This is a genomic window from Pantoea sp. C2G6, from assembly GCF_051336815.1.
Lineage (GTDB): Bacteria > Pseudomonadota > Gammaproteobacteria > Enterobacterales > Enterobacteriaceae > Pantoea.
This window is the reverse complement of sequence record NZ_JBGMNJ010000001.1, coordinates 716775-741661: the sequence shown is the minus strand read 5'-3', so window position 1 is coordinate 741661 and position 24887 is coordinate 716775. Positions and strand designations below refer to the sequence as shown.

Sequence of the window (24887 nt, the reverse complement as noted above, 5' to 3'; positions counted from 1 at the left end):
CTCTATCGTCGCGCAGTAAACGCCGCGTCTCAGAGTTTTTTAATGTGCAGACGCCACGCAACTGCCAGTGCCAGCAGCAGCAGCACGCTGATAAACAGCGTAATCCCGCTCCAGCCAAAGTTATGCCAGAACAGGCCGCCCAGCGTACCCGCCACGCTTGACCCGACGTAGTAGCTGAACAGATAGAGGGAGGAGGCCTGGCCGCGCGCGCGTCGCGCCCGTGGGCCGATCCAGCCGCTGGCTACCGCATGCGCGGCAAAAAAACCGGCGGTAAACAGCATCATGCCCGGCAGGATCAACCAGAGGGAGTTGAACGCCGTGATCAGTAACCCCAGCAGCATGATCGCCGTGGCGCCCAGCATCACCGGACCGCGGCCCAGCCGACCAGTGAGCGCACCCGCTTTCGGCGAACTCCAGGAACCGGTGAGATAGACCACCGACAGCAGCCCGACCACCGCCTGGCTCAGGTGCCAGGGGGCCGCCAGCAAACGGTAGCCGATATAGTTAAACAGGGTGACAAAGGCCCCCATCAGCAGGAAACCTTCGGCAAACAGCCAGGGCAGTCCTGAATCGCGCCAGTGCAGCCGGAAGTTAATCAGCAGATTACGCGGGCGCAGCGCGATAGGGCGAAAATGGCGCGACGGCGGCAGGATTTTCCAGAACATCAGTGCCGCGGCCAGCGAAAAGCCACCAATCACCGCCACCGCAATCCGCCAGGAGAAGAGATCGGTCAGGACGCCGCTCAGCAGGCGTCCGCTCATCCCGCCAATCGAGTTACCGCTGATATAGAGCCCCATGGAAAAGGCGACGACCCGCGTATCCATCTCCTCGCTGAGATAGGTCATACCCACCGCCGCCACCCCGCTCAGTGACAGGCCGGTCAGCGCCCGCATCATCAGAATGCCGTGCCAGCTGCTCATGGTGGCGGAGATCAGCGTACAGATAGCCGCCAGCGTCAGCGCCGTCACCATCACCGATTTACGGCCAATCGCATCAGAGAGCGGTCCGGTAAACAGCAGGCCCAGCGCCATCAGCCCGGTTGAGATGGAGAGCGACAGGCTGCTGGTGGCCGGAGAGATGCCAAACTGCTGTGACAGCACCGGCAAAATCGGCTGTACGCAATAGAGCAGGGCAAAGGTAGCGAGACCCGCGGAGAAGAGGGCCAGGGTTACACGCATAAACTGCGACGTACCCCGGCGGATATAGGAGGGCGCTACCGGGATCTCAGGCGGTACACACTCCTGATCCTCATCGACGGTTCCGGCCTGGACTGAACGACTCACACATTATCCTTAAAAATGGGAAACAGGTCGTCAGCTTAGGAAAGGGCGATTATGATGTCTAATAGATTAATAATCTCAAATGAGACGTTTAACATATGAATATCGAGCTGCGTCATCTGCGCTACTTTATCGCGGTAGCGGAAGAGTTACATTTTGGCCGGGCGGCCCAGCGTCTCAATATCTCTCAGCCACCGCTCAGCCAGCAGATTATCCAGCTGGAAGCGGAAACCGGGGCCAGGCTGTTTAATCGCACCAACCGCAGCGTGCAACTCACCGCGGCCGGTGCGCAGCTGCTCAGTGATGCCCGAACCATTCTGTTGCAGGTTGAACAGGCCGCCGGGCGGGCCGCCCGACTGCATCGCGGTGAGGAGGGCGAACTGCGCTTTGGCTTTACCTCCTCCGTTCCCTTTACCCGCGTGTTCTCCGATGCCTTGTTTCAGTTTCGTCAGCGCTGGCCGCAGGTACATATCCAGATGCAGGAGATCAACACCCGTCAGCAGCTGGCCCCGTTACAGGATGGCCGGCTTGATCTCGGTGTCATGCGCAACACGCCGCTGCCGCCCGATCTGCGTCACCAGCTGCTGCTGAGTGAACCGCTCTATGCGCTGGTGCACCGGGCACATCCGCTGGCCAGCGCCAGCACCATCTCCGTGACCGCGCTGGCGTCAGAACCCTTTGTCTTTTTCGATCCGCAGGGCGGCACCGCCCTCTACAGCGATATTCTGGCGCTGCTGCATCGCTACCAGATTCAGCCCTATATCACTCAGGAAGTGGGTGAGGCGATGACTATTCTGGGGCTGGTGGCGACCGGGCTGGGTGTCTCGATTCTGCCCGCGTCGTTCCGGCGGGCAGAGCTGGCCGATCTGGTCTGGCTGCCGCTGACCGAAAAAGACGCTATCTCTGAGCTGTGGCTGGTCTGGTCCGCCAGACGCGAAATGAATGCGCAGATGATGAATATGATGGCGCTGCTGCGCGCCAGTCAGCGGTAAAGCGTCAGCGACATGCCATCATTGTGTGCGATAAATCACATTTCTAATCAAATATTTGACGCTGTTGCCTGATCTGGCTCACCATGTCACTTCTTTATTTAGAAGCGCGAAAATAACCGGGAGCAGGGTAGTGAATCCGGACAGTCAACCTGGACATATTGACCAGATTAAGCAGACCAATGCGGGTGTCGTTTATCGATTGATTGACCTTCATGGTCCGATTTCGCGTATCGAGCTTTCACGCCGGGCGCAGCTTGCCCCGGCCAGCATTACCAAAATTGTGCGCGAGATGCTGGATGCCCATCTGGTGCAGGAGACGGAATTTCAGGACCCCGGCAGTCGTGGCCGTCCCGCCATCGGTCTGATTCTGGATACCGAAGCCTGGCACTATCTGGCGATCCGCCTGCATCGTGGCGCGATGACCTTTACGCTGCGCGACCTCAGCAGCCGGGCGCTGGTGGAAGATAGCCTGCCGCTGCCCGACGAAGCCGAGCAGCCGCTGCTGACCGCCCTGATCCAGCAGGTCGACGCCTTCTTTATCCGTCATCAGAAAAAGCTGGAACGCCTGACGGCCATCGCCATTACCCTGCCAGGCCTGATCAACGCCGCCTCCGGCGTGGTGCATCGTCTGCCAGGCTATCAGGTGCGTGATATGCCGCTGGGCGACGCGCTGGCGACCCGCACCGGCCTGCCAGTGTTTGTCCAGCATGACATCTCTGCCTGGACTCTGGCGGAGTCGCTGTTTGGCGCCTCTCGCGGCGCGCAGGATGTGATTCAGATTGTCATTGATGAGACGGTGGGCGCGGGCGTCATCAGCGGCGGACAGCTGCTGCATAAGAGTGGCCGGGCGCTGGTAGAGATCGGCCATACCCAGATCGACCCCTATGGTCAGCAGTGTTACTGCGGCAATCATGGCTGTCTGGAGACCGTGGCCAGCACCGGCAGTCTGCTGGCGCTGGCGGCTCAACGTCTGCCGGCGCAGCCCGACAGCCTGCTGAATAACCAGCCGCTGACGCTGGAGTCGCTGTGTGCGGCGGCGCAGGCGGGCGATCGTCTGGCGCGTGACAGTATCGCCAGCGTAGGTCATCACGTTGGCCGCATCCTGGCGATGATGGTCAACATCTTTAATCCGCAACATATTCTTATCGGTTCGCCGCTGAACAGCGCGGCTGACGTGCTGTTTCCGGCGGTCAGTAACACCATCCTGCAACAATCTTTGCCCGCCTACAGCGCGGAAATTCAGCTTGCCCCGGCGGCGTTCAGTGAGCCAGGGACGCTGGGCGGGGCGGCGCTGATTAAAGATGCGCTCTACAATGGCCACCTGTTAGTGAAACTGTTGCAAGGTTAAGCGGGACTAATCTTGCGCTAACGCAATCTGTTCTCATCCTCCATTCCTTAAAATGCCGGTTCGCAGCAAGGTTAATCATCGATTAACCGCAACGGGTTTGAGAGGAGAAGTTGAGTGAACAGACTATTTGTTACCGGCACCGATACCGCAGTCGGCAAAACGGTGGTGTCACGCGCCCTGCTACAAAGTTTTATCCAGATGAAGCTCAGTGCGGTCGGGTACAAGCCCGTGGCACGCTGCGCCGTGAAAACCGCCGAGGGGCTGCGCAATAAAGATGCCCAGGTGCTGCAAAGTGCCTCATCCCTTGACCTGCCTTATCAGGCGGTCAATCCGCTGGTCTTTCAGGAGGAGGAGATCTGCACCCATCCCAGCCAGATTATCCAGTATGAGCTGCTGACGCAGGGCTTAAGCAGCCTGACGCAGCAGGCGGATCGCGTGGTGGTCGAAGGCACCGGCGGCTGGCGCAGTCTGATGAACGACGGGCGTCCGCTCTCCTGCTGGGTAGTCGAGCAGCGGCTGCCGGTGGTGCTGGTGGTGGGCATTCAGGCGGGCTGTATCAGTCACGCGCTGTTGACCGCCGAGGCGATAGAACAGGATGGGCTGCCGCTGGTGGGCTGGGTCGCTAACCGCATCAATCCCGGTCTGGCGCAATACAGCGATATTATCGAAGTGCTGCGCGAAAAAATCAGTGCGCCGCTGCTGGGAGAACTGCCTTATCTGCCGCGCGCCGAGCAACGCGATCTCACGCCTTATATCGATATTTCCCTGCTGACGCCCCAGGCGTTGCACGCTCTGAGTGCAAAGATCGCCTGATGATGAAACAAAAAAAGTCATTATTATCGGTGATGAGCCTAAAGTTTCAGGCTTATCGCCGCCTGCCGCTGACAATTTCCCCTTAAAATTGAACGACCTGACCCGGACAGCCCGCGCCAGCGAGGTTATGGCGCAGAAAATGCATTAACTCCGCTTATCTTCCAGAGCTGGAGTTTCATCATGTCGCACGCCAACCAGAAAGGTTTACTCTACGGGCTTGAGGCTCGCATCGCGCCGGCACCGGCGTTTTTTGCCGCGTTACAGCATCTGCTTGCCAGTGTGGTGGGGATCATCACGCCGCCGCTGATTATTGGCTCGGTGCTGGGATTGCAGGCCTACCTTCCTTATCTGATCAGTATGTCGCTGTTTGTCTCCGGTTTAGGCACCTTTATTCAGGCCAGACGTTTTTATGGCGTTGGCGCGGGCATGATCTGTTTGCAGGGCACCAGTTTCGCCTTCCTCGGCGTGCTTCTGTCGGGCGGCCTGATGGTAAAAGGGCGCGGCGGTTCGCCGGAAGAGATTATGGCGATGCTGTTTGGCTGCAACCTGATGGCGGCGCTGATTCCGATTCTGATCAGCCGCTGCGTCGGTTCGCTGCGTAAAGTGCTGACCCCGGTGGTCACCGGCACAGTGATCGCCCTGATTGGCATCAGTCTGATTAAGGTCAGCATCACCGACTGGGCGGGCGGCCACAACGCCACGGATTTTGGTGCGCCGGGCAATCTGGCGCTGGGTGCGCTGACGCTGCTGGTGATTGTGGCACTTAACCGTTCGCGTAATCGCTGGGCGCGGCTGGTGGCGGTGGTGGCGGGCATCGGTGTCGGTTGCGTGGCCGCTGCGCTGACCGGGCATCTCTCACTGACGATGCCGGCTGAAACCCACGGGCTGGTGCTGCCCGCTTTCTTCCGGTTCGGTTTTGCTTTTGACTGGACGATCTTTCTGCCGATAGCGCTGGTGTCGGTGATTGCGGTGATTGAGGCGGTCGGCGATCTGACAGCCAACTGCATGATCTCAGGAGAAGCGATCAGCGGTAAGCCGTTTCAGCAGCGTTTGCAGGGCGGGCTGGTCGCCGACGGCCTCAGCTGCCTGCTGGCCGCGATCTTTTCCGCCTTTCCAAACACCACCTTCGCGCAGAACAACGGCGTTATTCAGATGACCGGGGTCGCCAGCCGCTATGTCGGGATGCTGCTGGGGGTTATGCTGGCGCTGCTGGGGCTGTTCCCGACGGTGGGCTCGCTGTTGCAGCAGATCCCGCCTCCGGTGCTGGGTGGCGCGACGGTGGTGATGTTTGGCAGCGTGGTGGCCGCCGGTATCCGGGTTATGACACGCACGCCGCTGGGGCGTCGGGAAATGTTGATTGTGGCGATCGCCTTTGGCGTGGGTCTGGGGGTGGAAGCGGTGCCGGAGGTGCTGAAGCAGCTGCCACCGCTGGTTAATTCGCTGTTTGGTCACGCGGTGACCACCGGCGGCATTCTGGCAATGGTGCTGAATCTGGTGCTACCGGATGAGGCACCGGCGGTGGAAGAGGTTGAGGCGGAGACGCTGCCGGAAAGCTGAGAAGCGGGAAGCGTACCAGGGCTGATGTAGCGCTGACAGACGGTAAAAAAGCACAAAGCGATGGGAGCCTGCGCCTGTAGCAAAGCATAGCGGGCCAGGGATGGCCCGCGCTGAGCCCGCCAGGGATGGCGGTTTTGCGTCTTTGCGGAAGGCGCAGGCTCCCTGAGCCACAACGTTATTCACAGACAACAGGGCCGACACAGCCCTTTGGCCTGACCGGATTACGGGTTCAGACGGCGACGGGTACGTCCTGAACTGAGATAATCGGCGATATAATCCTGCGAAATCTCCCCGCTGTAGCGACCCTCTTCATCGACAATCGGCATCCAGACGGTGTTGTGTTCATAGAGTTTTGACAGCACCACGCGCAGGTTCTCTTCCGCCTTGCCGGTTACTTTAAAGGTGTGCAGCCGCTCTTCACAGCGGCCACTGACGTTACGCGCCTCACGCCGCTTCACGAAGCCCAGCGGTTTGCCATCCTCATCGACCACGGTAATTGAGCGCATATCGTTCTCATCCATGGTGCCAAAAGCTTCCTCCAGCGGGGTAGAACGGCGCACGGTAATGGTCGGCTGCTGATCGGTCACGTCACCCGCCTGCACCAGTAGCAGTCGTTTCAGCGTGCGGTCCTGACCGACAAAGGAGCCGACAAACTCATTGGCCGGGGTGGCCAGCAGTTCATCCGGGCTGGCGCACTGCACAATTTTTCCCTGGCCGAAAACGGCGATGCGATCGCCGAGCTTCAGCGCCTCATCAATATCATGGCTTACCAGCATCACGGTTTTCTTCAGCTGGCGCTGCATATCGAGAAACTCGTTCTGGATCACTTCGCGGTTGATCGGGTCGACGGCACCAAACGGCTCATCCATCAGCAGCACCGGCGGATCAGCGGCCAGCGCACGGATCACCCCGATACGCTGCTGCTGACCACCGGACAGTTCACGCGGATAGCGGTGCAGAAATTTAGTCGGGTCCAGCGCCACCATGCTCATCAGCTCGGTGGCTCGCTCGCGGCACTGCTTTTTATCCCAGCCCAGCATACGCGGCACCACGGTAATGTTCTCCTCGATGGTCATATTGGGAAACAGACCAATCTGCTGGATCACATAGCCAATGTTGCGCCGCAGCGTGGTGGTATCCTGGGTGCTGGTGTCTTCGCCATTGATCAGGATGCGGCCACTGGTGGCCGGGATCAGACGGTTAATCATCTTCAGCGTGGTGGTTTTACCGCAGCCGGATGGCCCAAGCAGCACGCACATCTCACCGGCGGGCACATGCAGGCTGACGTTATCGACGGCTTTATTGGTGGTGCCGTTTTTCTGGGTAAAGGTTTTCGTCAGGTTTTCCAGCGTGATCATTATCGAATCCCCTTTGGAGTCAGCGCCTGCTGCAAACGGTGCAGCAGCCAGTCAAGAAAAATAGCCAGCAGACAGATCATCAACGCCCCGGCAATTAACAGTCGGATATCGCTGCCGCTGATGCCATCCAGCAGCAGCTGGCCCAGTCCGCCCGCGCCAATCACCGCGGCAATCGCCATCACGCCCACGTTCATCACCACGGCGGTACGGATGCCGCCGAAAATTACCGGCAGCGCCATCGGGATTTCCACCCAGCGCAGACGCTGCCAGAAAGTCATGCCGATGCCGCGACCCGCTTCACGCAGCCCGTCAGGCAGATTCTCCAGCGCGGTATGGGTGTTGCGCACAATCGGCAGCAGCGAGTAGAGAAACACCGCGCTAATCGCCGGCAGCGCGCCAATACCGTGACCGATCAGCGAAAACAGCGGGATCATCAGGCCAAACAGCGCAATGGTCGGAATCGTCAGTACCACAGTGGCGATTCCGAGAATCGGGCCTGCCAGCCATCTGACCCGCACGATCAGAATGCCGAGCGGCACGCCAATCACAATCGCCAGCCCGACCGCCACCAGCACCAGCCAGCTATGCTGCCAGCTCAGGGTGAGCAGGGTGCTCCAGTTATCCATGATGTAGTGAAGGGTATCCACAGTGCCTCCTTACAGCATGTTTTTGGATTGAAGGAAATCACGCGCCACTTTTTCCGGTGACTGATGGTCAATATCGACCCGCTTGTTCAGTTCGGTGATCGCCTCATCGTTGATCTGCGCCGAGAGCTGATTCAGCGCCGCCGCCAGCCCCGGATGGCTCGCCAGCACATCCTGACGCACCACCGGCGTCACGTTGTAGCTCGGGAAGAAGTGCTTATCATCTTCCAGCACTTTCAGGTCAAAGCCCTTAACCCGGCCATCGGTGGTGTAGATCAGCCCGGCATTGACGAAGCCGTCACGAATAGCGTTATAGACCAGTCCCGGGTCCATCTGGCGGATCTGCGGGCGGTCCAGCGGCATGTTATAGGTCTTCTGTAACGGTTTCAGGCCATCGGAACGACCGGCAAACTCCAGGTCCAGCCCCAGCCGCCAGTTATGGTCCGGGTCGGTTTTGCGGATCTGCTCAAGCTTCGCAACCAGTTGCGACAGGGTGCTGATACCCTCTTTTTCCGCCTGCTCGCGGGTCATGGCAAAGGCGTAGGTGTTGTTCATCGGTGCCGGGTTAAGCCAGACCAGCCCCAGTTTCGCATCCAGTTTCTTCACCGTCTCATACGCCTGTTCTGAAGACATCGGCTGACTGATATGGTTAAAGATAATCAGCGAGGTGCCGGTATATTCCCACACCATATCAATCTGCTTATTCAGCAGGGCGTTACGGGCGATGGTAGTGGCGATGTTGCGTTTCGGCACCACCTCAAAGCCCTTTTTCTGCAACCAGAGCACGGTCATCGCTGACAGAATATGCTGCTCGGTAAAACTCTTGGTCGCCATCACCAGCGGTGTGGCAGCCGTCGCCGTCTGGCTTAGCGCCAGCGTCGCGGTCAGCGCAAGAACGCCTTGTTTAATCCAGCGTGTTAGCATCGCTTTGCTCCTTGTGGTCAGGCCGCTGCATGGGGAGAGAGAAAGCGGCCCAGGGCGGCCAGCAACATATCCAGCACCAGCGCCACCAGGGCGGTAGCCACTGCGCCGAGGATCAGCGTCGGGAAATCATTCAGATAGATGCCGGGAAAAATCAGCTCGCCAAAACTGCTGGCACCAATCAGGAACGCCAGCGGCGCGGTGCCGACATTGATGGCGGTAGCGATGCGGACGCCGGAGAGGATCACTGGCAGGGCGTTAGGCAGTTCCACCTGGCGCAGCCGCTGCATTTTGGTCATGCCGATACCGTTGGCCGCCTCAATCAGCGCGGGAGGGACGGCGCTCAGGCCGGAGAAGGTGTTACGGACGATAGGCAGCAGCGAGGCGAGAAACAGCGCGATCAGCGCCGGACGGTCACCAATCCCGATCACCACCATCGCCAGGGCCAGCACCGCCAGCGGCGGCAGGGTGTTGCCGACGTTAAAAATCTGCATCACATACTCGGCCCAGCGTCGGGCAAACGGGCGGCTGAGCAGGATACCGCTGGGAATACCGACCAGCAGGGCGAACAGCATGGACCAGAATACTAAGAAAAGATGTTGTTGCCCGAGATAGAGCAGATCGACTTTTCGTGCGACCAGCTGGTCCCAGCCGAGGCCCCAGATCAGCACACCGATCACTGCGGCCACAGCAAGCAGTGCCAGACCGGCGCGTCGGGCCAGTGAAGCATTTTGCATAGGAGTGTCTCCCTGATGACGATCTTGTTATCACAACCCTGAACAGTCCGACAGGCACGACCAGAACAGCCGCCGCGCCCAATACCGAAACTGCGATAAAATGTAGATAAAATGACTGTTTATCTACGCTTTTTCAGTGAATACCGAAAAAGATGCTTTAATCCTATAACAGCCCTTTAACAGGTACGCTAGTTTTTAAGCCATTAATCAGTGAGATAGGAACAGGTTAAAACGCTGTTAAAGCCGCGTGAATACTGGCCTGCTGCGACAATAAAAAATTTTCATCGACATCAGGTGACACCGTCACAGATAAGGCGAACAATGCGCACAGGCGGGAAACTGCGCTGGCCGGTTTTCAGCTAGTCTTGCTGATAAAAAAAGGAATCCTATGACTGAAAGCGCTCAACTCCAGACCAGCCATCGCCCCTGGATCTTAATCGCCTGCATGCTGGCAATGTTTATGGCGGCCATTGAGGTCACTATCGTTGCCACCGCCATGCCGACAATCATCGCTGACCTCGGCGGTTTCTCGCAGTTTGGCTGGGTCTTCTCCATCTATCTGTTAACCCAGGCGGTCAGCGTGCCGCTCTACGGGCGGCTGGCGGATCTCTATGGCCGCAAACGGATGTTTTTTATCGGCACCACGATTTTCCTCTGCGGCTCGGTACTCTGCGGCTTTGCCCACACCATGACCTGGCTGATCCTGTTCCGGGCGTTTCAGGGGTTAGGGGCGGGGGCAATCATGCCGCTGAGCTCCACCATCGTGGCGGACATCTACTCTCCACGTGAACGCGCCAGCGTGCAGGGCTGGCTCTCCAGCGTCTGGGGCGTGGCGGCGATCGTCGGGCCGCTGACCGGGGCCTGGCTGGTACAGCACTTCAGCTGGTCGGTGATTTTCTGGGTCAATCTGCCGATAGGGCTGATCAGCATGCTGATGCTGGCGCGCTGGCTGCCCGCGCACACCCAGGATGAGCAGCCTCAGCCGCTTAACCTGGCGGGCAGCGGCTGGCTGATGCTGTGCGTCACCGCCTTACTGGTGGCGCTGTTGCAGGCGGAGCCCCTGGGGTTCTGGCTGGTGCCGTTCCTGCTCTTCTCGCTGTTCGCTGGCTGGCGGCTCAGACGCCACGAACAGCGCGCGGCGGCACCGCTGTTTCCGCTGGTGATCTGGCGTAGTCGACTGATGATGGCGGGCAATGCCGGCAACCTGATCATCGGTGCCGCCATGATGGGAATCAGCGCGTTCCTGCCCACCTGGATTCAGGGGATCGGCGGCGGCTCGCCGTTACAGGCGGGCAGCGCGCTGGCGATGATGTCGATTGGCTGGCCGCTGGCGAGTACCCTGAGCGGGCGTCTGATGCTGCGCACCTCGTACCGCTTCACCGCCCAGCTCGGCGCGCTGCTGCTGATGACCGGCAGTGGATTACTGCTGCTGTTACGGCCGGAAAGCTCGCTCTGGCAGGCGGGCTTTACCGCCTTTGTGATTGGGACTGGTATGGGAATGACCAGCACCACCTTTCTGGTCTCGGTGCAGAATCAGGCGGATTACCAGATTCGCGGCATCTGTACCGCCTCGATCATGTTCAGCCGGATGATTGGCTCGGCGGTGGGCACGGCGATCATGGGGGCGGTGCTGAACCTCAATCTGCAATGGCGACTGCCGCAGGCGCAGGACCCGGTGCAGCAGATTATGTCCGAGCAGAGTCGTCGTCAGCTGTCGCCGGAAACCCTGCAACAGCTGGTGCAGTCGATTGCCGCCTCGCTGCATTGGGTGTTTGTGGTGGCTCTGGTGATTGCGCTGTTTGCGCTGGGTGTGGCGTGGATGATGCCGCGTCAGCGGCCGGAACAGGCGGAATAATCGCGAGGGCGACAGACGTCGCCCTGCGGGATTTACTGCGCGGGCGCGTCCTGAGAGCTTCCCGCACTGTCGGGTACGCTGGCCTCGTCGTCGCGGCCTGAGCGCTTATAAACAATCTTTTGTGTGTCGTTGTCACAATGTCCGACCACCTGACCGCCCGCCTGATCGACCTGATCGTTGGCGACGATGTCGAGACTAAAACCCGATTCGGGCACACCGTTCTGAATAATTTTCTGGCTGATGTCGGCTTTTACCGATTCACAGGATGCCTGCGCCATCAGCGGCAGGGCAAATAACGCCGCGGTTAACAAAACCCTCTGTCGTTTCATCACGTATTCCTTATGTTAGTCGTCGGTCATTACTATAGCTCAATTTTACGGCGTTACTGGGCGACCGGAACGGCGATCGAGGCAGCGCAGTGTGTTTGGCTCCCAGTAGGCGTTGAGATTCATGCTCTGCTCACACTTATCGCGGGTATCAAAAGCGCGATCGGTCTTATCAAACTCTTTCTCCACGCGGGCATTGACCTTGTTGCGCAGCATCCGGGTGTCATTCCACTGCTCTTTATCCTGACGCGCCGCCTCATTGCCCAGCGCGGTGCTGCCATCTTCAATGATCAGTCGGTTGGTATTGGCGGTCGCCGTCAACGCCGTAGCGGACAGCAGGACCAGAAGCACGGCGGGGATCATTTTTTTCATCACAATATCCTTTGGTTAATGCAGGCATCGCCCACAGGGACCGCTGTTGCAGTGGGTTTGCTTAGTATATCATCGCCGTTTCCTGGCTCACCAGCCGTGAGTCATTTGTTTACGTTCGGGAGAGGTAGCCGTGCTGATTAAAACCGCCTTGCTGTTTTTTGTTACCGCACTGGCGGAGATCACCGGCTGCTTTCTGCCGTGGCTGTGGCTGAAAAAGGGTGGATCGCCCTGGCTGTTATTGCCCGCGGCGGCCAGCCTGGCGCTGTTTGTCTGGCTGCTGACGCTGCATCCCGCCGCCAGCGGACGGGTCTATGCGGCCTATGGCGGCGTCTATGTGCTGACCGCGCTGCTCTGGTTGCGGGTAGTGGATGGCGTCAGGTTAAGCGCGTGGGACTGGAGCGGGGCGATTATCGCCTTCAGCGGCATGCTGATTATCGTGCTGGGCTGGGGACGCGGTTAGAGCCAGCCGGGCGGCTGGCTCAGCGGCCACTAAGGCTTGTGTACCTTCAGGCCCGCCAGCGTCTGGCTGACCGGCATCATCTCCAGGGTGTTGATATTGACATGCTTCGGCAGGGTGGCGACCCACCAGACCGCTTCGGTCACATCCTCTGGCGTCAGCGCCGTTGCGCCTTCATAGACCTGTCCCGCTTTGTCGTCGTCGCCTTTAAAACGCACATTTGAGAACTCAGTGCCGCCCACCAGACCCGGCTCAATGTCGGTCACGCGCAGCGCGGTGCCGTGCAGGTCAGTGCGCAGATTGAGGCTGAACTGCCGCACAAAGGCTTTGGTCGCGCCATAGACGTTACCGCCCGCATAGGGCCAGCTGCCGGCGATCGAGCCGATATTGATGATATGACCGACGTTACGCTCCACCATCTGTGGCAGCAGGGCGCGTGTCATATAGACCAGACCTTTGGTGTTGGTGTCGATCATATTCTCCCAGTCGTCCACGTTGGCCCGGTGCGCCGGTTCGATACCCAGCGCCAGACCGGCGTTGTTCACCAGCACGTCAATGTCACGCCACTCCGCCGGCAGCGCGCTTATCGCCTCGTCAATGGCGGCACGGTTACGCACATCAAGCTGCACCGTATAGAGATCTTCGCCCAGCTCATCCTTCAGCGCTTTGAGACGCTCGGCCCGTCGACCGCTGGCAATCACTTTGTGACCCGCTTTAATAAAGCGGCGGGTGATGCACTCACCAAAACCGGCGGTTGCGCCGGTGACAAAAATAATCATCTCACTGTTCCTTATGCCATTTTCGGAGTCGATGGCTTCACCATAGCATTTCATTTCTGCTTCTGCGCGTTGAAAAACCGATTGGCCTGTAAACGGATTTTACCGGGCGGGCTGCCGCACCCTTACAGGGCAGGCTGCACCGTTAATGCGCAGGCGCAGCGCCGCCGTAGCCGTAATTATGCGCACTGACAGGGCGAAGAAGAGATAGCAACCGTTTGCATCGGGTCCGCAAACGGTTGCCAGGCCGATGACTCTTTTTTTTGTTGCGCAACGACCGGGAAAGCAGGCTATCTGAATGAAAAATAAGAATTTATTTTAATTTTCATTCTGGCACGCTGGTTGCAATGCAATGGTAAGACATTTACCTGCACCATAATAAGAAGGCCAGCGGGCTTTCAGAAAGGAATGAGTATGCTTTCAGCCACAGAGACGGCGATTCGCGCCAGCTTTTTTGACTTTACCGCAGTGGTGGATCATCCCGAGGATCTGCCAGCCCAGGCGCGCTATCTTGAAGATGGTGTGCTGCGGCTGCGCGACGGGCGCGTGGTGGGGCTGGATAGCTGGGAGAAGAGCGAGGCGGCGCTGGCTGGCCAGCCGGTTATCGATCTGCGTGGCAAACTGATTGTACCGGGTTTTGTCGATACCCATATTCACTATCCCCAGACCGAGATGATTGGCGCGTTCGGGGAACAGCTGCTGGAGTGGCTCAATCACTACACCTTTCCGGTTGAGGCGCAGTATCACTGTCCCGATCACGCCGCCCGGATGTCCGCCTTTTTCCTGCATCAGCTGCTTGCCAACGGCACCACCAGCGCGCTGGTGTTTGGCACCGTACATCCGCAGTCGGTCGAAGCGCTGTTCAGCGCCGCCGAAGCGCTGAATATGCGCATTATCGCCGGTAAGGTGATGATGGATCGCAACGCGCCCGACAACCTGACAGAAACACCGGAAGAGAGTTACCAGCAGACGCGGGCGCTGATTGAGCGCTGGCATCAGCGTGGACGGCTGAGCTACGCCCTGACGCCACGCTTCGCGCCCACCTCATCCCCGCAATTGCTGGAAAAAGTGCAGCAGCTGCGTCAGGACTTTCCCGACACCTGGCTGCATACCCATCTCAGTGAAAACCCGCAGGAGGTCGCCTGGGTTAAAGAACTCTTCCCGGAGCGTGACGGCTACCTGGATGTGTATCACCACTATCAGCTGACCGGCAAACGCAGCGTGTTTGCCCACTGCCTGCACCTGGAAGAGAACGAGTGGCAGTGCCTGCACGATACCGATTCGGCCATCGCTTTCTGTCCCACCTCCAATCTGTTTCTCGGCAGCGGCCTGTTTAACCTGAAACGCAGCTGGCAGCAGGGGGTGAATATCGGCATCGGCACCGATGTCGGTGCCGGTACCACCTTCAGCATGTTGCAGACGCTGGGCGAAGCCTACAAGGTCGGGCAGCTCCAGCACTACCGGCTCAGCGCCGCCGAAGCCTTCTATCATGCCACGCTGGGCGGCGCGCGCGCGCTGGATCTTGACCAGGCCATCGGCAATTTCAACGTCGGCAAAGAGGCGGATTTCGTGGTACTCGACCCGGCCGTCTCCGCGCTGCAACAGCTGCGCATCGGCAACAGCAAAAATATCTGGGAAAAACTGTTCGTATTAATGACGCTGGGGGACGACCGCAATATTGCCCAGACCTGGGTAGCGGGCCGTCCGGTCTGGCAACGTGACGCAGGGGAGCAAGCCGCATGATCCAGTTTCTGTTAAACAACCAGCTGGTGAGCGAAAACGCGCTGGACCCGAATCTCACCGTACTTAACTACCTGCGCAGCCGGCAGCAGCGCAGCGGCACCAAAGAGGGATGCGCCTCCGGCGACTGTGGTGCCTGTAGCGTCACGCTCGGCAAAGCCGTTGACGGCAGAATGGAGTATGAAACGGTCAACAGCTGCCTGACGCTGGTCTCCGCGTTGCAGGGCAAACAGCTGATCACGGTCGAAGATCTGCGTCATGGCGGCGCGCTGCACCCGGCGCAGCAGGCGATGGTCGACTGCCACGGCTCGCAGTGTGGTTTCTGTACCCCTGGCTTTGTGATGTCGCTGTTCAGCCTGCAAAAATCCGCGGCGGGCTGGGATCGTCATCGGGCGGAGACCGCGCTGGCGGGCAACCTCTGTCGCTGCACCGGCTACCGGCCAATCATGGCCGCCGCCGAGCAGCTCTGCTCACAGCCGGTGGCGGACCTGTTCGATCAGCACGCCGCTGAGGTGGTCGCGCGGCTTGAGGCGCTGGGAAATGAGGAGATGCAGGAGCTGAGCGGGGAAGGACGGCGCTGTTTTCTGCCGAAAACCCCCTCTCAGCTGGCGGAGATCTATCTGGCCCATCCCGACGCCCAGCTGATAGCCGGAGGCACCGACCTCAGCTTGCAGATTACCCAGCAGCACCGGCGTCTGCCGCTGCTTATCGCGCTGGACCAGGTCGCCGCCCTGAAGATCTGTAGCGAATTTGACGACCACTATCTGCTGGGCGCGGGGGCGTCATTGCAGCAGATCAGCGATTTTCTGGCTACGCGCATCCCCGGCGTCAGCGAGATGTTCCAGCGTTTCGCCTCCTTGCAGATCCGCCTTCAGGGCACGCTGGGCGGCAACATTGGCAATGCGTCGCCCATCGGAGACGCCTCGCCGATGCTGCTGGCGCTGAACGCCAGTTTGCTGCTGCAATGCGGTGAGCAGCAGCGCAGCCTGCCGCTGGATCGCTTCTTTACCGGCTATCGCCAGACGGCGCTGCAACCCGGCGAGTTTATCCGCGCGATTCGCATTGACAAGGTGACAGTGTCACCCGACTTTGTCGCCTGGAAGGTTTCTAAACGGCTGGATGATGATATTTCGGCGGTGTTCGCCGCCTTTAATCTGCATATCGAGCAGGGCGTCATCACCCAGGCGCGTGTCGCCTTTGGCGGTATGGCGGCTACGCCGCGGCGTGCGCAGCAGTGCGAACAGGCGCTGACGGGCCAACCGCTGGACGCCGTGACGGTGTCACGCGCAGCCGCCGCGCTGGGTGAGGATTTCCAGCCGCTCTCCGACTTTCGCGCCAGTAGCGACTACCGTCTCAAGGTCGCCCGCAACCTGCTGCGTCGTTTCTTTCATCGCTACCACGGCGAATTAACCTGTATTGAGGTGGCCCGCTATGTCTCATAACCGTCCTGAACTCACAGAAGAGGTGATCAAAGCGCAGTACGCCGCCGATTTACAGAGTGGCGTCGGCCGCAGCAACCGCCATGAAAGCGCTGAAAAGCATGTGTCGGGTGAGGCGCGTTTTATTGACGACAAGCCAGCGTTGCCGGGTCTGCTGCATCTGGTTCCCCGACTGAGCGAACACGCCCATGCCCGCATCCTGCATATCGATGTGCAGCCGTGCTACGCCGTGCCGGGCGTGGTCAGCGTCTTAACCTGGCAGGATGTGCCGGGCGTCAACGATGTCGGACCGCTGGAGCCGGGCGATCCGCTGCTGGCCCATGAAAAGGTGGAGTACCTCGGACAGATTGTGATCGTGGTGGCGGCCGACACCCCGGACGCCGCCCGCCTCGGCGCAGCCGCCGCGCTGATTGAATATGAGGTGCTGGAGCCGCTGCTGGATGTGGAACTGGCGCTGGCACAGGGCAGTTTTGTTCAGGAGCCGCACGTACATCAGCGCGGCGACGTGGAGGCGGCGCTGGCGCGTGCGCCGCATCGGGTCAGCGGCGCGTTTCATATTGGCGGTCAGGAGCACTTTTATCTGGAGACCCAGACAGCGATGGTGATCCCCGGTGAAGATCGGCAGCTCCAGGTCTTTTCCTCGACCCAGAACCCGACCGAAGTGCAGAAACTGGTCGCGGAAGTGATGGGCATCAGCCTCAACCAGGTGACGATTGATATGCGCCGCATGGGCGGTGGCTTTGGCGGCAAAGAGACACAGGCCGCCGGTGTCGCCTGTCTCTGTGCGATTGTGGCGCGTCAGACCGGCCGGGCGGCGAAAATGCGGCTCTCACGGCGCGACGATATGCGTATCACCGGCAAACGCCATCCCTTCTTTGTGCGCTACGAAGCGGGCGTCGAGGAGGATGGGCGGCTGTGCGGCATCAGAATCGACCTGGCCGGGAACTGCGGTTATTCACTGGATCTCAGCGGATCGATTGTCGATCGTGCGATGTTCCACGCCGATAACGCCTATTACCTCGGCGACGCGCTGATTACCGGCTATCGCTGCCGCACTAATACTGCCTCGAACACCGCCTATCGCGGCTTTGGCGGGCCGCAGGGTATGGTGGCGATTGAGCAGATCATGGATCACATCGCCCGTGAACGGGGTCTGGACCCGCTGGCGCTGCGTAAACGCAACTACTACGGCAAGCAGGATCGCAACATCACCCATTACCACCAGCAGGTGGAGGATAACCTGCTGGATGAGATCACTGAACAGCTGGAGCAGAGCAGCGACTATCAGGCGCGCCGCGCGGAGATCACCGCGTTTAACGCCCGCAGCCCGCTGCTGAAACGCGGTCTGGCGCTGACGCCGGTGAAGTTTGGCATCTCCTTTACCTCCAGCTTTCTCAATCAGGCGGGAGCGCTGATCCTGATCTACACCGACGGCACGGTGCAGCTTAACCACGGCGGCACCGAAATGGGCCAGGGACTCAATACCAAGGTGACGCAGATTGTCGCCGAAGTGTTGCAGATTGACGTGGATAAGATTCAGATCACCGCCACCGACACCGGTAAAGTGCCGAACACCTCGCCCACCGCGGCCTCCAGCGGAGCGGACCTCAACGGCAAGGCGGCCCAGAACGCCGCGCAGATCCTGCGCGACCGTATGACCGCCATGCTCTGCCAGCTGCACCAGTGCGACGTCGCGGCGGTCACGTTCCGCAACGGCGTGGTGCGCGCCGCGGATAAACATTACACCTTCGCCGAGGTGGCAAAACTGGCGTGGCTGAATCAGGTGCCGCTCTCCGCCACCGGCTACTATCGGGTGCCGGGCATCCACTATGACCGGCTGGCCGGGCGCGGCAAACCGTTTTACTACTTCGCCTATGGCGCCGCCTGCTGCGAGGTGGTGATCGACACCTTAACCGGTGAATATCGCCTGCTGCGCGCCGATATTCTGCATGACGTGGGCGCGTCGCTGAATCCGGCCATCGACATCGGCCAGGTGGAAGGGGGCTTTGTGCAGGGTGTGGGCTGGCTGACCTGTGAAGAGCTGGTCTGGAGTAACAAGGGCCAACTGCTGACCGATGGCCCGGCCAGTTACAAAATTCCCGCTATCAGCGATGTGCCGGCGGATCTGCGGGTGACGCTGGTGGAGAACCGTAAAAATCCGCAGGATACGGTGTTTCACTCCAAAGCGGTTGGCGAGCCGCCGTTTATGCTGGGGATCGCCGCCTGGTGCGCCCTTCAGGACGCGGTCGCCAGCGTCGCCGACTACCGGCAGCATCCGCTGCTGGATGCGCCCGCCACCCCGGAGCGCATCTTCTGGGGTGTGCAGCGCCTGACGGGAGCAGACCATGATCTATCATGACTGGATAGCGGTACTGCATCAGCTGCGCGAAAAGCGCCAGAGCTGTGTGCTGGTCACTGTGCTCAGCGATCAGGGATCGGTGCCGCGCGACAGCGGCAGCAAGATGATTGTCACCGCCGGGCAGAGCTATCTCACCATTGGCGGCGGCCATCTGGAGTATCAGTGCATCGCTCAGGCCAGGGCGATGCTGCTGAACGGCGTCAGCGCGCCACACACCGAATCCTTCAGCCTGGGCGCGCGGCTCGGGCAGTGCTGCGGCGGCAAAACCACGCTGCTGTTTGAACCGCTGCTTCAGGCGCAGCCGGAGATCTACCTGTTTGGCGCAGGCCATGTCGGGCAGGCGCTGGTGAACCTGCTGTCGACGTTACCCTGTCACATTAACTGGATCGACAGCCGGCCGGGGCAGTTCAGCCGGGTGCCGGAGGGGGTGGTGACGCTCCAGCCGGAGGAGCCGCTCGACTGCGTCGCTCAGGCGGCCGCGGGCAGCTACTTCATCATCATGACCCATCACCATCCGCTCGACTTCGAACTGTGCGAAGCGGTGCTGAAACGCGGCGACTTTCGTTACGCCGGGGTGATCGGTTCTCAGACCAAAAATCAGCGTTTCCGCTACCGGCTGGCGGGCCGGGGCGTGGAGAGCGATCAACTGGCGCGGCTGCGCTGTCCGATCGGCCTGCCGGACGTGAAGGGCAAGCTGCCCGCCGAGATCGCGGTGGCGATTGCCGCGGAAATTATCAGCGTCTATCAGCAGCAGATCGCCTGAGTTGTCGCGTCTGCCGCAACCTGCCAGGATAAGAGTTTGCGATACCCATCAGGAGCGACCCATGAACGCCCGAGCCAATCCCTTCTTTAGCGCCAGCACACTGCCTTATCAGGCTCCCCCGTTTGATCAGATTGACGAGCAGGATTTCCTGCCCGCCTTGCAGGCGGGCATTGAGGAGAAGCGCCGCGAAATCGAGGCGATCGCCACCAGCAGCGAAGAGCCGATCTTTCTCAATACCTATGAAGCGCTGGAGAGGAGCGGCCAGTTGCTCAACCGGGTCAATCTGGTGTTCAGCGCCATGACCTCGGCGCACACCAGCCCTTATCTCCAGCAGGTGGATGAGGAGATTGCGCCGCAGCTCACCGCGCTGAATGATGAGATCATGCTGAACCGTCCGCTGTTTTCCCGGCTCGATACGGTCTGGCAGCAACGCGCCCGGCTGGATGCCGAATCGAAACGGCTGGTCGAGGTGATCTGGCAGCGCTTCCAGCTGGCGGGTGCCAATCTGCCGGAGGCGCAGAAACAGCAGCTTAAAGCGCTGAATCAGGAGGCGGCGCGTCTCAGTACCCGCTTTACCAACCGGCTGCTGGCCGCCACCAAAGCGGGCGGGCTGCTGGTGCAAGAGGCACAGCAGCTGGCAGGCCTGGCACCGGCCGATCTGGCGGTGGCGCAGGCCGCAGCGCAGGCGCGCGGGCTGGAGAATAGCTGGCTGCTGGTGTTGCAGAACACCACGCAACAGCCGGCGCTGCAAAGCCTGAGCGACCGCGCTACCCGCGAAGCGCTGTTTCAGGCCAGCATTACCCGCAGTGAAAAAGGCGATGAGAATGACACCCGGGAGCTGGTGTTACGGCTGGCCCAGGTGCGAGCGGAGCAGGCCAGGCTGCTGGGATTCGCCAGCTACGCTGAGTGGAAATTGCAGGATCAGATGGCGCAAACCCCGGACGCCGCCTTAGCCTTTATGCGCAACATCGTACCCGCCGCCCGCGCCCGTGCGGAGCGTGAAGCGGCCGATATTCAGCAGGCGATCGATCAGCAGCAGGGCAACTTCAGCCTGCGCGCCTGGGACTGGCAGTTCTATGCGGAACAGGTGCGGCGCGACCGCTACGATCTGGATGAGAGCCAGATCAAACCCTACTTTGAGCTTCATTCGGTGCTGGAGCACGGCGTTTTTTGGGCAGCCAGCCAGCTCTACGGCATCCGCTTCGCGGCGCGCCAGGATCTGCCGGTTTACCATCCCGATGTGCAGGTGTATGAGATTTTCGACGCGGACCAGACGCCGCTGGCGCTGTTCTACACCGACTTCTTTAAGCGCGACAGCAAGGGCGGCGGGGCGTGGATGAGTAACTTCGTCAACCAGTCAACGCTGCTCGACAGCAAGCCGGTGATCTACAACGTCTGTAACTTCACTAAGCCACCGGCCGGGGAAGCAGCGCTGCTGAGCTGGGATGAGGTGATCACCCTGTTTCATGAGTTCGGCCACACGCTGCACGGGCTGTTTGCCAGCCAGCGCTATCCGAGCCTGTCGGGCACCGAAACCCCGCGCGACTTTGTTGAGTTTCCGTCGCAGATCAATGAGCATTGGGCCAGCGAGCCAGCAGTGTTCCGCCACTACGCCCGTCACTACCAGAGCGGCGAGCCGATGCCCGACGCGCTGCATGAGAAGATCGTCCGGGCCGGGAAATTCAACAAAGGCTATGAGATGAGCGAACTGCTGGCCGCCGCCCTGCTGGATCTGCACTGGCACAGCCTGAGCGGTGATAGCGCTCCGCAAAGCGTTGATGCGTTTGAGCAGCAGGCGCTGGAAAGCGATAATCTGGCGCTGTTAGCGGTGCCGCCGCGCTATCGCTCCAGCTATTTCCAGCATATCTGGGGCGGCGGCTATGCCGCAGGCTATTACGCCTACATCTGGACCCAGATGCTGGCGGATGATGGCTATCAGTGGTTTGCTGAACGGGGCGGGCTGACGCGGGAGAATGGCGAGATCTTCCGGCAGAAAATTCTGTCGCGCGGCAACAGCAGCGATCTCAAAACGCTGTATGAAAGCTGGCGCGGTGCGGCACCGCAGCTGGAGCCGATGCTGAAAAACCGCGGCCTGGCGGAGTAGGCCGGTCGCCCTTACGCCGGGCCAATGCGCTATCGCAGCGGCCCGGCGTGAGCCTGTTTAGCCCAGCGGGCCACCTTCAATGGTTTCGCACATCCCGGCCAGCACCCGCTCACCGGTTTCGCTTTTCAGCGACTGATACCATTCCGCGGTCACCGCCGGGTCACGGGCGTGGGTCACATCGCAGCGCTTGCGCGCTTTCAGCACCAGATCCCTGACGCGCTCCACCCGGCGCGCCTGGTAGCGCAGCAGCGCATCTTCAATCCCCAGCGAATGGGCGGCCAGCGTTGCGGCCAGCACAATCGCGTCTTCCATCGCCGCACAGCCGCCCTGACCAATATCGGGCGTGGTGCTGTGAGCCGCGTCGCCGAGCAGCGCGACCCGGCCTTTAACAAAGCGGCTGAACGGTTCAATGTCGTGGATCTCAACCCGATTGGTGGTGTCGGGATTGATGGCGGCGATCAGCTGCTGCACCGGCGCTGCCCAGCCGTGAAAATAGTGGGTCAGATCGGCCTTCAGCGTGCTGCGATCCTGCGGCAACCCTTTCGGCAGCGGCACATCAAAGAAAAAGTAGAAGCGGTTGTTGCTGACCGGCATCAGTGACACCCGCTTGCCATCTCCGACAAAGGTGGTCCACTGATCGGCGGGCGCGATACTTTCATCAATGGTGACCAGGCCATTCCAGTTAACGTAACCGGCATAGCGCCGCTCCAGCCTCTGTTCCAGCACATAGTCACGGATCACCGAGTGGGTGCCGTCGGCACCAATCAGCAGATCGCCGTGGGCCTGGCTGTTATCAGAGAAGGTAGCGATGACGCCATGCTCATGCTGTTCAACCTGAATCACCCGCTTACCGAAGTTGACTCGCTCACGGCCAAAGGTATCGATCAGCAGCGCCTGTAACTCGGCGCGCGCCACCGGATAGGGAAACTCGCCCACCTGCTGCACCAGCGGTGCCAGGCTGAAGCGGGTAAGTGGCGTGCCGGTGGTGGCATCGTGATAGGCCATAAAAGCCATATTGCCACCCAGCTCGCGCAGCGCGGCTTTCATACCCAGTGCATTCAGGCACTTTACGCCGTTCGGCCAGATCGAAATCGCAGCACCGACCGGCTTCATCTCCCGCACCGCTTCGTAGACCTCAACCTCAATCCCGGCCTTCTCCAGCGCAATGGCGCTGCTCATCCCGCCAATACCGCCACCAATCACGATCGCTTTCATAGGTTTCTCCTGTCTGCATAACCCGATCGTTGCAACTTTCGTACCAGACGGGCGGCTGTGGAGGGATACGAAGCAATAGTCAGACTAATCAGCGTGATAAACCGGCAAATCTGTCGCCGCAGAGCGTGCGAAGCCGCCGTTTTGCACCTTTATAAGGCAGCGTGGTGGATTAAAAAGGTGCGACTGACCCTTTTGTTTCATGGCAGTGGTCGTTAATCCATCAGTTTCGACCCCGCTCAGCGGCTTTTTGAAGAAGGTTGCTGTTAGTTTAAAAGTTATAAACAAATTAGCCGCCCGCAGTTGCTATCTTTTTTAACAAAATATCAAACTTTATCACTTTAACTGGCGCGTTTTTTTCCGGTGAAAGGGCGGGCATATTAAACAACCGGTTAGCATTGGGGAATTAATCCTGTTTGTTAATTCAGAAGGTAAAATTTTACGTCTGGACGGAAAAGCGGCTTTTCATCCACACAGCAATCATTAATAAAATTGACCGATAAGCCTTCCGGCCGCTTTTTAGGATATTGCGCAGAGCGGCAGCCGGTTATCGCGTGATATATAACACCCCGGATATAAGGACTCTGGAAGACGCGCATGAAAATCGGAATCACCAATAATCACTATCCCGAGCAACGCAATATTTTAGTTAACCCGGAAAACAACTATATCAATCTGAAAAAGAGCAATCTTTTCTATTTTATTAACCCGTTTCGGACCCGGCTGCTGAAAAAAAATAAGTCATTTATCTTTTTACCGCTGCCATTCTCCAAAGCCTCGCAGACCGATGTACTGCATCTGTTTAATGAAGTGGCCATTACCCGCCAGAAATGGGTCGCCTCTTTTGAAACCGAGCTGCCGCGCGTCCTGCCGGTGCCTGGCGTGGCGAAGCAGGATAACCCGGAGCTGAAACGTCTTATTCCCCGTCTGCTGAAAGATAACTGTCTCGGCCTGATTGCTATCTCGGACGCCACGCTGAACATTCAGATGAAACTGTTTCGCTCCAGTGAAGTGGCGCAGCAGATCCGGCGTAAAACCGTGGTTATGCATCCGCCACAGCCGCTGTTTGTCCAGCATAAAGCGCCACGTCAGCCCGGCACCCTGAAGCTGGTGTTTGCCGGTAATGAGTTCTACCGTAAAGGCGGAGCCGAAGTGGTGCTGGCGATCAGCGAGCTGATTGAGGAGCGCAAACTTGAGGAGTCGCAGCTGGATGTGCAGCTGATTGGCGAACTGACCAAACGCCACAACGTCGCTCATCGGCAGTTTCAGGATGATGAGGCTTTCTGTCGCGGTATTGAGAGCCGCATCGGGCGCTATCGCTGCTTTACCCACCACGCCCGGATGGATAACGGCGCGCTGATGACGCTGTTCCGCAACAGCGACGCCGGATTACTGCCGACCTGGCAGGAGACCTACGGCTTCTCGGTCCTGGAGATGCAGGCCAACGGCTGTCCGGTGATCACCAGCAACGTGCGTGCCTTACCGGAGATCAACCCCGCCAGCGCCGGCTGGGTGATTGCGGGAGAGCTGAACGAGGATCGTGAATACAGCATCACCTCGCCGCAGCAGAAAGAGCAGCTGCGTCAGACGCTGGTAGCGGGGATTAAAGCCACGCTGCTCGCCATCCTGGAGCGGCCGGAGATGCTACAGGAGAAGGGGGAGGCGGCCATTCTGCGGATTAAAGAGCAGCATGACACCGCGCGTTATATCGCCCGGCTGAACGATATTTACCGTCGTGGTGTGATTAACAGCACTCAACATCCCCCGGTTGTCTCAATTTAGTAAGATTTCGCAGACGGCGCGCGCCAGACTGGCCATACTTAAGGCTGCGCCT

The 24887-nt window shown here is 59.6% G+C and carries 21 protein-coding genes; 12 read left to right on the top strand and 9 right to left on the bottom strand.

Annotated elements, in window-relative coordinates; translation table 11 throughout:
• Window positions 1–29: 29 nt before the first annotated feature.
• On the bottom strand, window positions 30–1283 hold the full coding sequence (locus ACCW71_RS03525; protein WP_436369686.1) for an MFS transporter: 1254 nt from the start codon (window positions 1281–1283) through the stop codon (window positions 30–32).
• A gap of 95 nt (window positions 1284–1378) precedes the next feature.
• Here ACCW71_RS03525 and ACCW71_RS03520 point away from each other — a divergent pair, with 95 nt between their 5' ends.
• The 4 genes from ACCW71_RS03520 (at window position 1379) to ACCW71_RS03505 (ending at window position 5990) form a co-directional block, all read left to right on the top strand.
• Window positions 1379–2272 carry a LysR family transcriptional regulator gene (locus ACCW71_RS03520; RefSeq protein WP_436369685.1) on the top strand — a complete coding sequence of 298 codons (894 nt, stop codon included), beginning with the start codon at window positions 1379–1381 and terminating at the stop codon, window positions 2270–2272.
• Between the two features lie 130 nt (window positions 2273–2402).
• Window positions 2403–3620 carry a sugar metabolism global transcriptional regulator Mlc gene (gene mlc, locus ACCW71_RS03515; protein ID WP_436369684.1) on the top strand — a complete coding sequence of 406 codons (1218 nt, stop codon included), beginning with the start codon at window positions 2403–2405 and terminating at the stop codon, window positions 3618–3620.
• Between the two features lie 114 nt (window positions 3621–3734).
• Window positions 3735–4433 carry a dethiobiotin synthase gene (gene bioD, locus ACCW71_RS03510; protein ID WP_436369683.1) on the top strand — a complete coding sequence of 233 codons (699 nt, stop codon included), beginning with the start codon at window positions 3735–3737 and terminating at the stop codon, window positions 4431–4433.
• 180 nt (window positions 4434–4613) lie between these two features.
• Entirely contained in the window at window positions 4614–5990 is a 1377-nt protein-coding gene (locus tag ACCW71_RS03505) for a nucleobase:cation symporter-2 family protein (protein WP_436369682.1), read from the top strand.
• Between the two features lie 221 nt (window positions 5991–6211).
• Here ACCW71_RS03505 and osmV read toward each other — a convergent pair whose 3' ends face one another.
• From osmV to ACCW71_RS03485, 4 genes are read right to left on the bottom strand one after another with little or no spacing between them, the layout of a single operon-like run.
• The gene (osmV, locus tag ACCW71_RS03500; protein WP_436369681.1) at window positions 6212–7348 is read right to left on the bottom strand and encodes an osmoprotectant ABC transporter ATP-binding protein OsmV; all 1137 of its coding nucleotides are present in this window, start codon (window positions 7346–7348) and stop codon (window positions 6212–6214) included.
• The gene (gene osmW / locus ACCW71_RS03495; protein WP_436369680.1) at window positions 7348–7995 is read right to left on the bottom strand and encodes an osmoprotectant ABC transporter permease OsmW; all 648 of its coding nucleotides are present in this window, start codon (window positions 7993–7995) and stop codon (window positions 7348–7350) included. Before osmW ends, osmV begins: the two co-directional genes overlap by 1 nt.
• Before the next feature lie 9 nt (window positions 7996–8004).
• Window positions 8005–8916 (bottom strand): glycine betaine ABC transporter substrate-binding protein, encoded by a 912-nt coding sequence (locus ACCW71_RS03490; protein WP_436369679.1) that lies wholly within the window; start codon window positions 8914–8916, stop codon window positions 8005–8007.
• A 17-nt stretch (window positions 8917–8933) separates the two neighbouring features.
• The gene (locus ACCW71_RS03485; RefSeq protein WP_436369677.1) at window positions 8934–9650 is read right to left on the bottom strand and encodes an ABC transporter permease; all 717 of its coding nucleotides are present in this window, start codon (window positions 9648–9650) and stop codon (window positions 8934–8936) included.
• Between the two features lie 388 nt (window positions 9651–10038).
• On the opposite strand from ACCW71_RS03485, the gene ACCW71_RS03480 reads away from it, so the two are divergent.
• Entirely contained in the window at window positions 10039–11505 is a 1467-nt protein-coding gene (locus ACCW71_RS03480) for an MDR family MFS transporter (RefSeq protein WP_436369675.1), read from the top strand.
• A gap of 32 nt (window positions 11506–11537) precedes the next feature.
• Here the strand turns inward: ACCW71_RS03480 and ACCW71_RS03475 are convergent, their stop codons facing one another.
• A complete protein-coding gene (locus tag ACCW71_RS03475; RefSeq protein WP_436369673.1) occupies window positions 11538–11834 on the bottom strand; it encodes a DUF1161 domain-containing protein in 297 nt (98 codons plus the stop codon).
• Window positions 11835–11879: 45 nt separating this feature from the next.
• Complete coding sequence (locus tag ACCW71_RS03470) at window positions 11880–12203, bottom strand: DUF1283 family protein (protein WP_436369671.1); 324 nt, start codon at window positions 12201–12203, stop codon at window positions 11880–11882.
• Window positions 12204–12336: 133 nt separating this feature from the next.
• Between ACCW71_RS03470 and ACCW71_RS03465 the strand changes: the two genes are divergently transcribed.
• Window positions 12337–12663 carry a YnfA family protein gene (locus ACCW71_RS03465; protein WP_436369720.1) on the top strand — a complete coding sequence of 109 codons (327 nt, stop codon included), beginning with the start codon at window positions 12337–12339 and terminating at the stop codon, window positions 12661–12663.
• Window positions 12664–12692: 29 nt separating this feature from the next.
• On the opposite strand, the gene ydfG is transcribed toward ACCW71_RS03465, so the two are convergent.
• The gene (ydfG, locus tag ACCW71_RS03460; RefSeq protein ID WP_436369670.1) at window positions 12693–13439 is read right to left on the bottom strand and encodes a bifunctional NADP-dependent 3-hydroxy acid dehydrogenase/3-hydroxypropionate dehydrogenase YdfG; all 747 of its coding nucleotides are present in this window, start codon (window positions 13437–13439) and stop codon (window positions 12693–12695) included.
• Between the two features lie 411 nt (window positions 13440–13850).
• Between ydfG and guaD the strand changes: the two genes are divergently transcribed.
• From guaD to dcp, 5 genes are all read left to right on the top strand, one after another.
• The gene (gene guaD, locus ACCW71_RS03455) at window positions 13851–15179 is read left to right on the top strand and encodes a guanine deaminase (protein ID WP_436369668.1); all 1329 of its coding nucleotides are present in this window, start codon (window positions 13851–13853) and stop codon (window positions 15177–15179) included.
• Window positions 15176–16618 (top strand): xanthine dehydrogenase small subunit, encoded by a 1443-nt coding sequence (gene xdhA / locus ACCW71_RS03450; protein WP_436369666.1) that lies wholly within the window; start codon window positions 15176–15178, stop codon window positions 16616–16618. Before guaD ends, xdhA begins: the two co-directional genes overlap by 4 nt.
• Window positions 16608–18974 (top strand): xanthine dehydrogenase molybdopterin binding subunit, encoded by a 2367-nt coding sequence (gene xdhB / locus ACCW71_RS03445; protein ID WP_436369665.1) that lies wholly within the window; start codon window positions 16608–16610, stop codon window positions 18972–18974. Before xdhA ends, xdhB begins: the two co-directional genes overlap by 11 nt.
• Entirely contained in the window at window positions 18961–19737 is a 777-nt protein-coding gene (gene xdhC / locus ACCW71_RS03440) for a xanthine dehydrogenase accessory protein XdhC (protein WP_436369663.1), read from the top strand. The genes xdhB and xdhC overlap by 14 nt, the downstream gene beginning before the upstream one ends.
• Window positions 19738–19798: 61 nt before the next feature.
• Window positions 19799–21841: a peptidyl-dipeptidase Dcp gene (dcp, locus tag ACCW71_RS03435; protein WP_436369662.1), complete on the top strand. Its 2043-nt coding sequence runs from the start codon at window positions 19799–19801 to the stop codon at window positions 21839–21841.
• A 57-nt stretch (window positions 21842–21898) separates the two neighbouring features.
• Here the strand turns inward: dcp and hpxO are convergent, their stop codons facing one another.
• The gene (gene hpxO / locus ACCW71_RS03430) at window positions 21899–23056 is read right to left on the bottom strand and encodes an FAD-dependent urate hydroxylase HpxO (RefSeq protein ID WP_436369660.1); all 1158 of its coding nucleotides are present in this window, start codon (window positions 23054–23056) and stop codon (window positions 21899–21901) included.
• Between the two features lie 594 nt (window positions 23057–23650).
• Here hpxO and ACCW71_RS03425 point away from each other — a divergent pair.
• A complete protein-coding gene (locus tag ACCW71_RS03425; protein ID WP_436369658.1) occupies window positions 23651–24835 on the top strand; it encodes a glycosyltransferase family 4 protein in 1185 nt (394 codons plus the stop codon).
• The last annotated feature ends 52 nt before the right edge of the window (window positions 24836–24887 follow it).

Coding starts and splice junctions, on each gene's coding strand:
- xdhC (WP_436369663.1), top strand. CDS start 18,961: ATGATCTATCATGACTGGATAGCGGTACTGCATCAGCTGCGCGAAAAG.
- ACCW71_RS03520 (WP_436369685.1), top strand. CDS start 1,379: ATGAATATCGAGCTGCGTCATCTGCGCTACTTTATCGCGGTAGCGGAA.
- ACCW71_RS03470 (WP_436369671.1), bottom strand. CDS start 12,203: ATGAAAAAAATGATCCCCGCCGTGCTTCTGGTCCTGCTGTCCGCTACG.
- ACCW71_RS03425 (WP_436369658.1), top strand. CDS start 23,651: ATGAAAATCGGAATCACCAATAATCACTATCCCGAGCAACGCAATATT.
- hpxO (WP_436369660.1), bottom strand. CDS start 23,056: ATGAAAGCGATCGTGATTGGTGGCGGTATTGGCGGGATGAGCAGCGCC.
- xdhB (WP_436369665.1), top strand. CDS start 16,608: ATGTCTCATAACCGTCCTGAACTCACAGAAGAGGTGATCAAAGCGCAG.
- ACCW71_RS03480 (WP_436369675.1), top strand. CDS start 10,039: ATGACTGAAAGCGCTCAACTCCAGACCAGCCATCGCCCCTGGATCTTA.
- ACCW71_RS03505 (WP_436369682.1), top strand. CDS start 4,614: ATGTCGCACGCCAACCAGAAAGGTTTACTCTACGGGCTTGAGGCTCGC.
- ACCW71_RS03475 (WP_436369673.1), bottom strand. CDS start 11,834: ATGAAACGACAGAGGGTTTTGTTAACCGCGGCGTTATTTGCCCTGCCG.
- guaD (WP_436369668.1), top strand. CDS start 13,851: ATGCTTTCAGCCACAGAGACGGCGATTCGCGCCAGCTTTTTTGACTTT.
- ACCW71_RS03490 (WP_436369679.1), bottom strand. CDS start 8,916: ATGCTAACACGCTGGATTAAACAAGGCGTTCTTGCGCTGACCGCGACG.
- osmV (WP_436369681.1), bottom strand. CDS start 7,348: ATGATCACGCTGGAAAACCTGACGAAAACCTTTACCCAGAAAAACGGC.
- dcp (WP_436369662.1), top strand. CDS start 19,799: ATGAACGCCCGAGCCAATCCCTTCTTTAGCGCCAGCACACTGCCTTAT.
- xdhA (WP_436369666.1), top strand. CDS start 15,176: ATGATCCAGTTTCTGTTAAACAACCAGCTGGTGAGCGAAAACGCGCTG.
- ydfG (WP_436369670.1), bottom strand. CDS start 13,439: ATGATTATTTTTGTCACCGGCGCAACCGCCGGTTTTGGTGAGTGCATC.
- ACCW71_RS03485 (WP_436369677.1), bottom strand. CDS start 9,650: ATGCAAAATGCTTCACTGGCCCGACGCGCCGGTCTGGCACTGCTTGCT.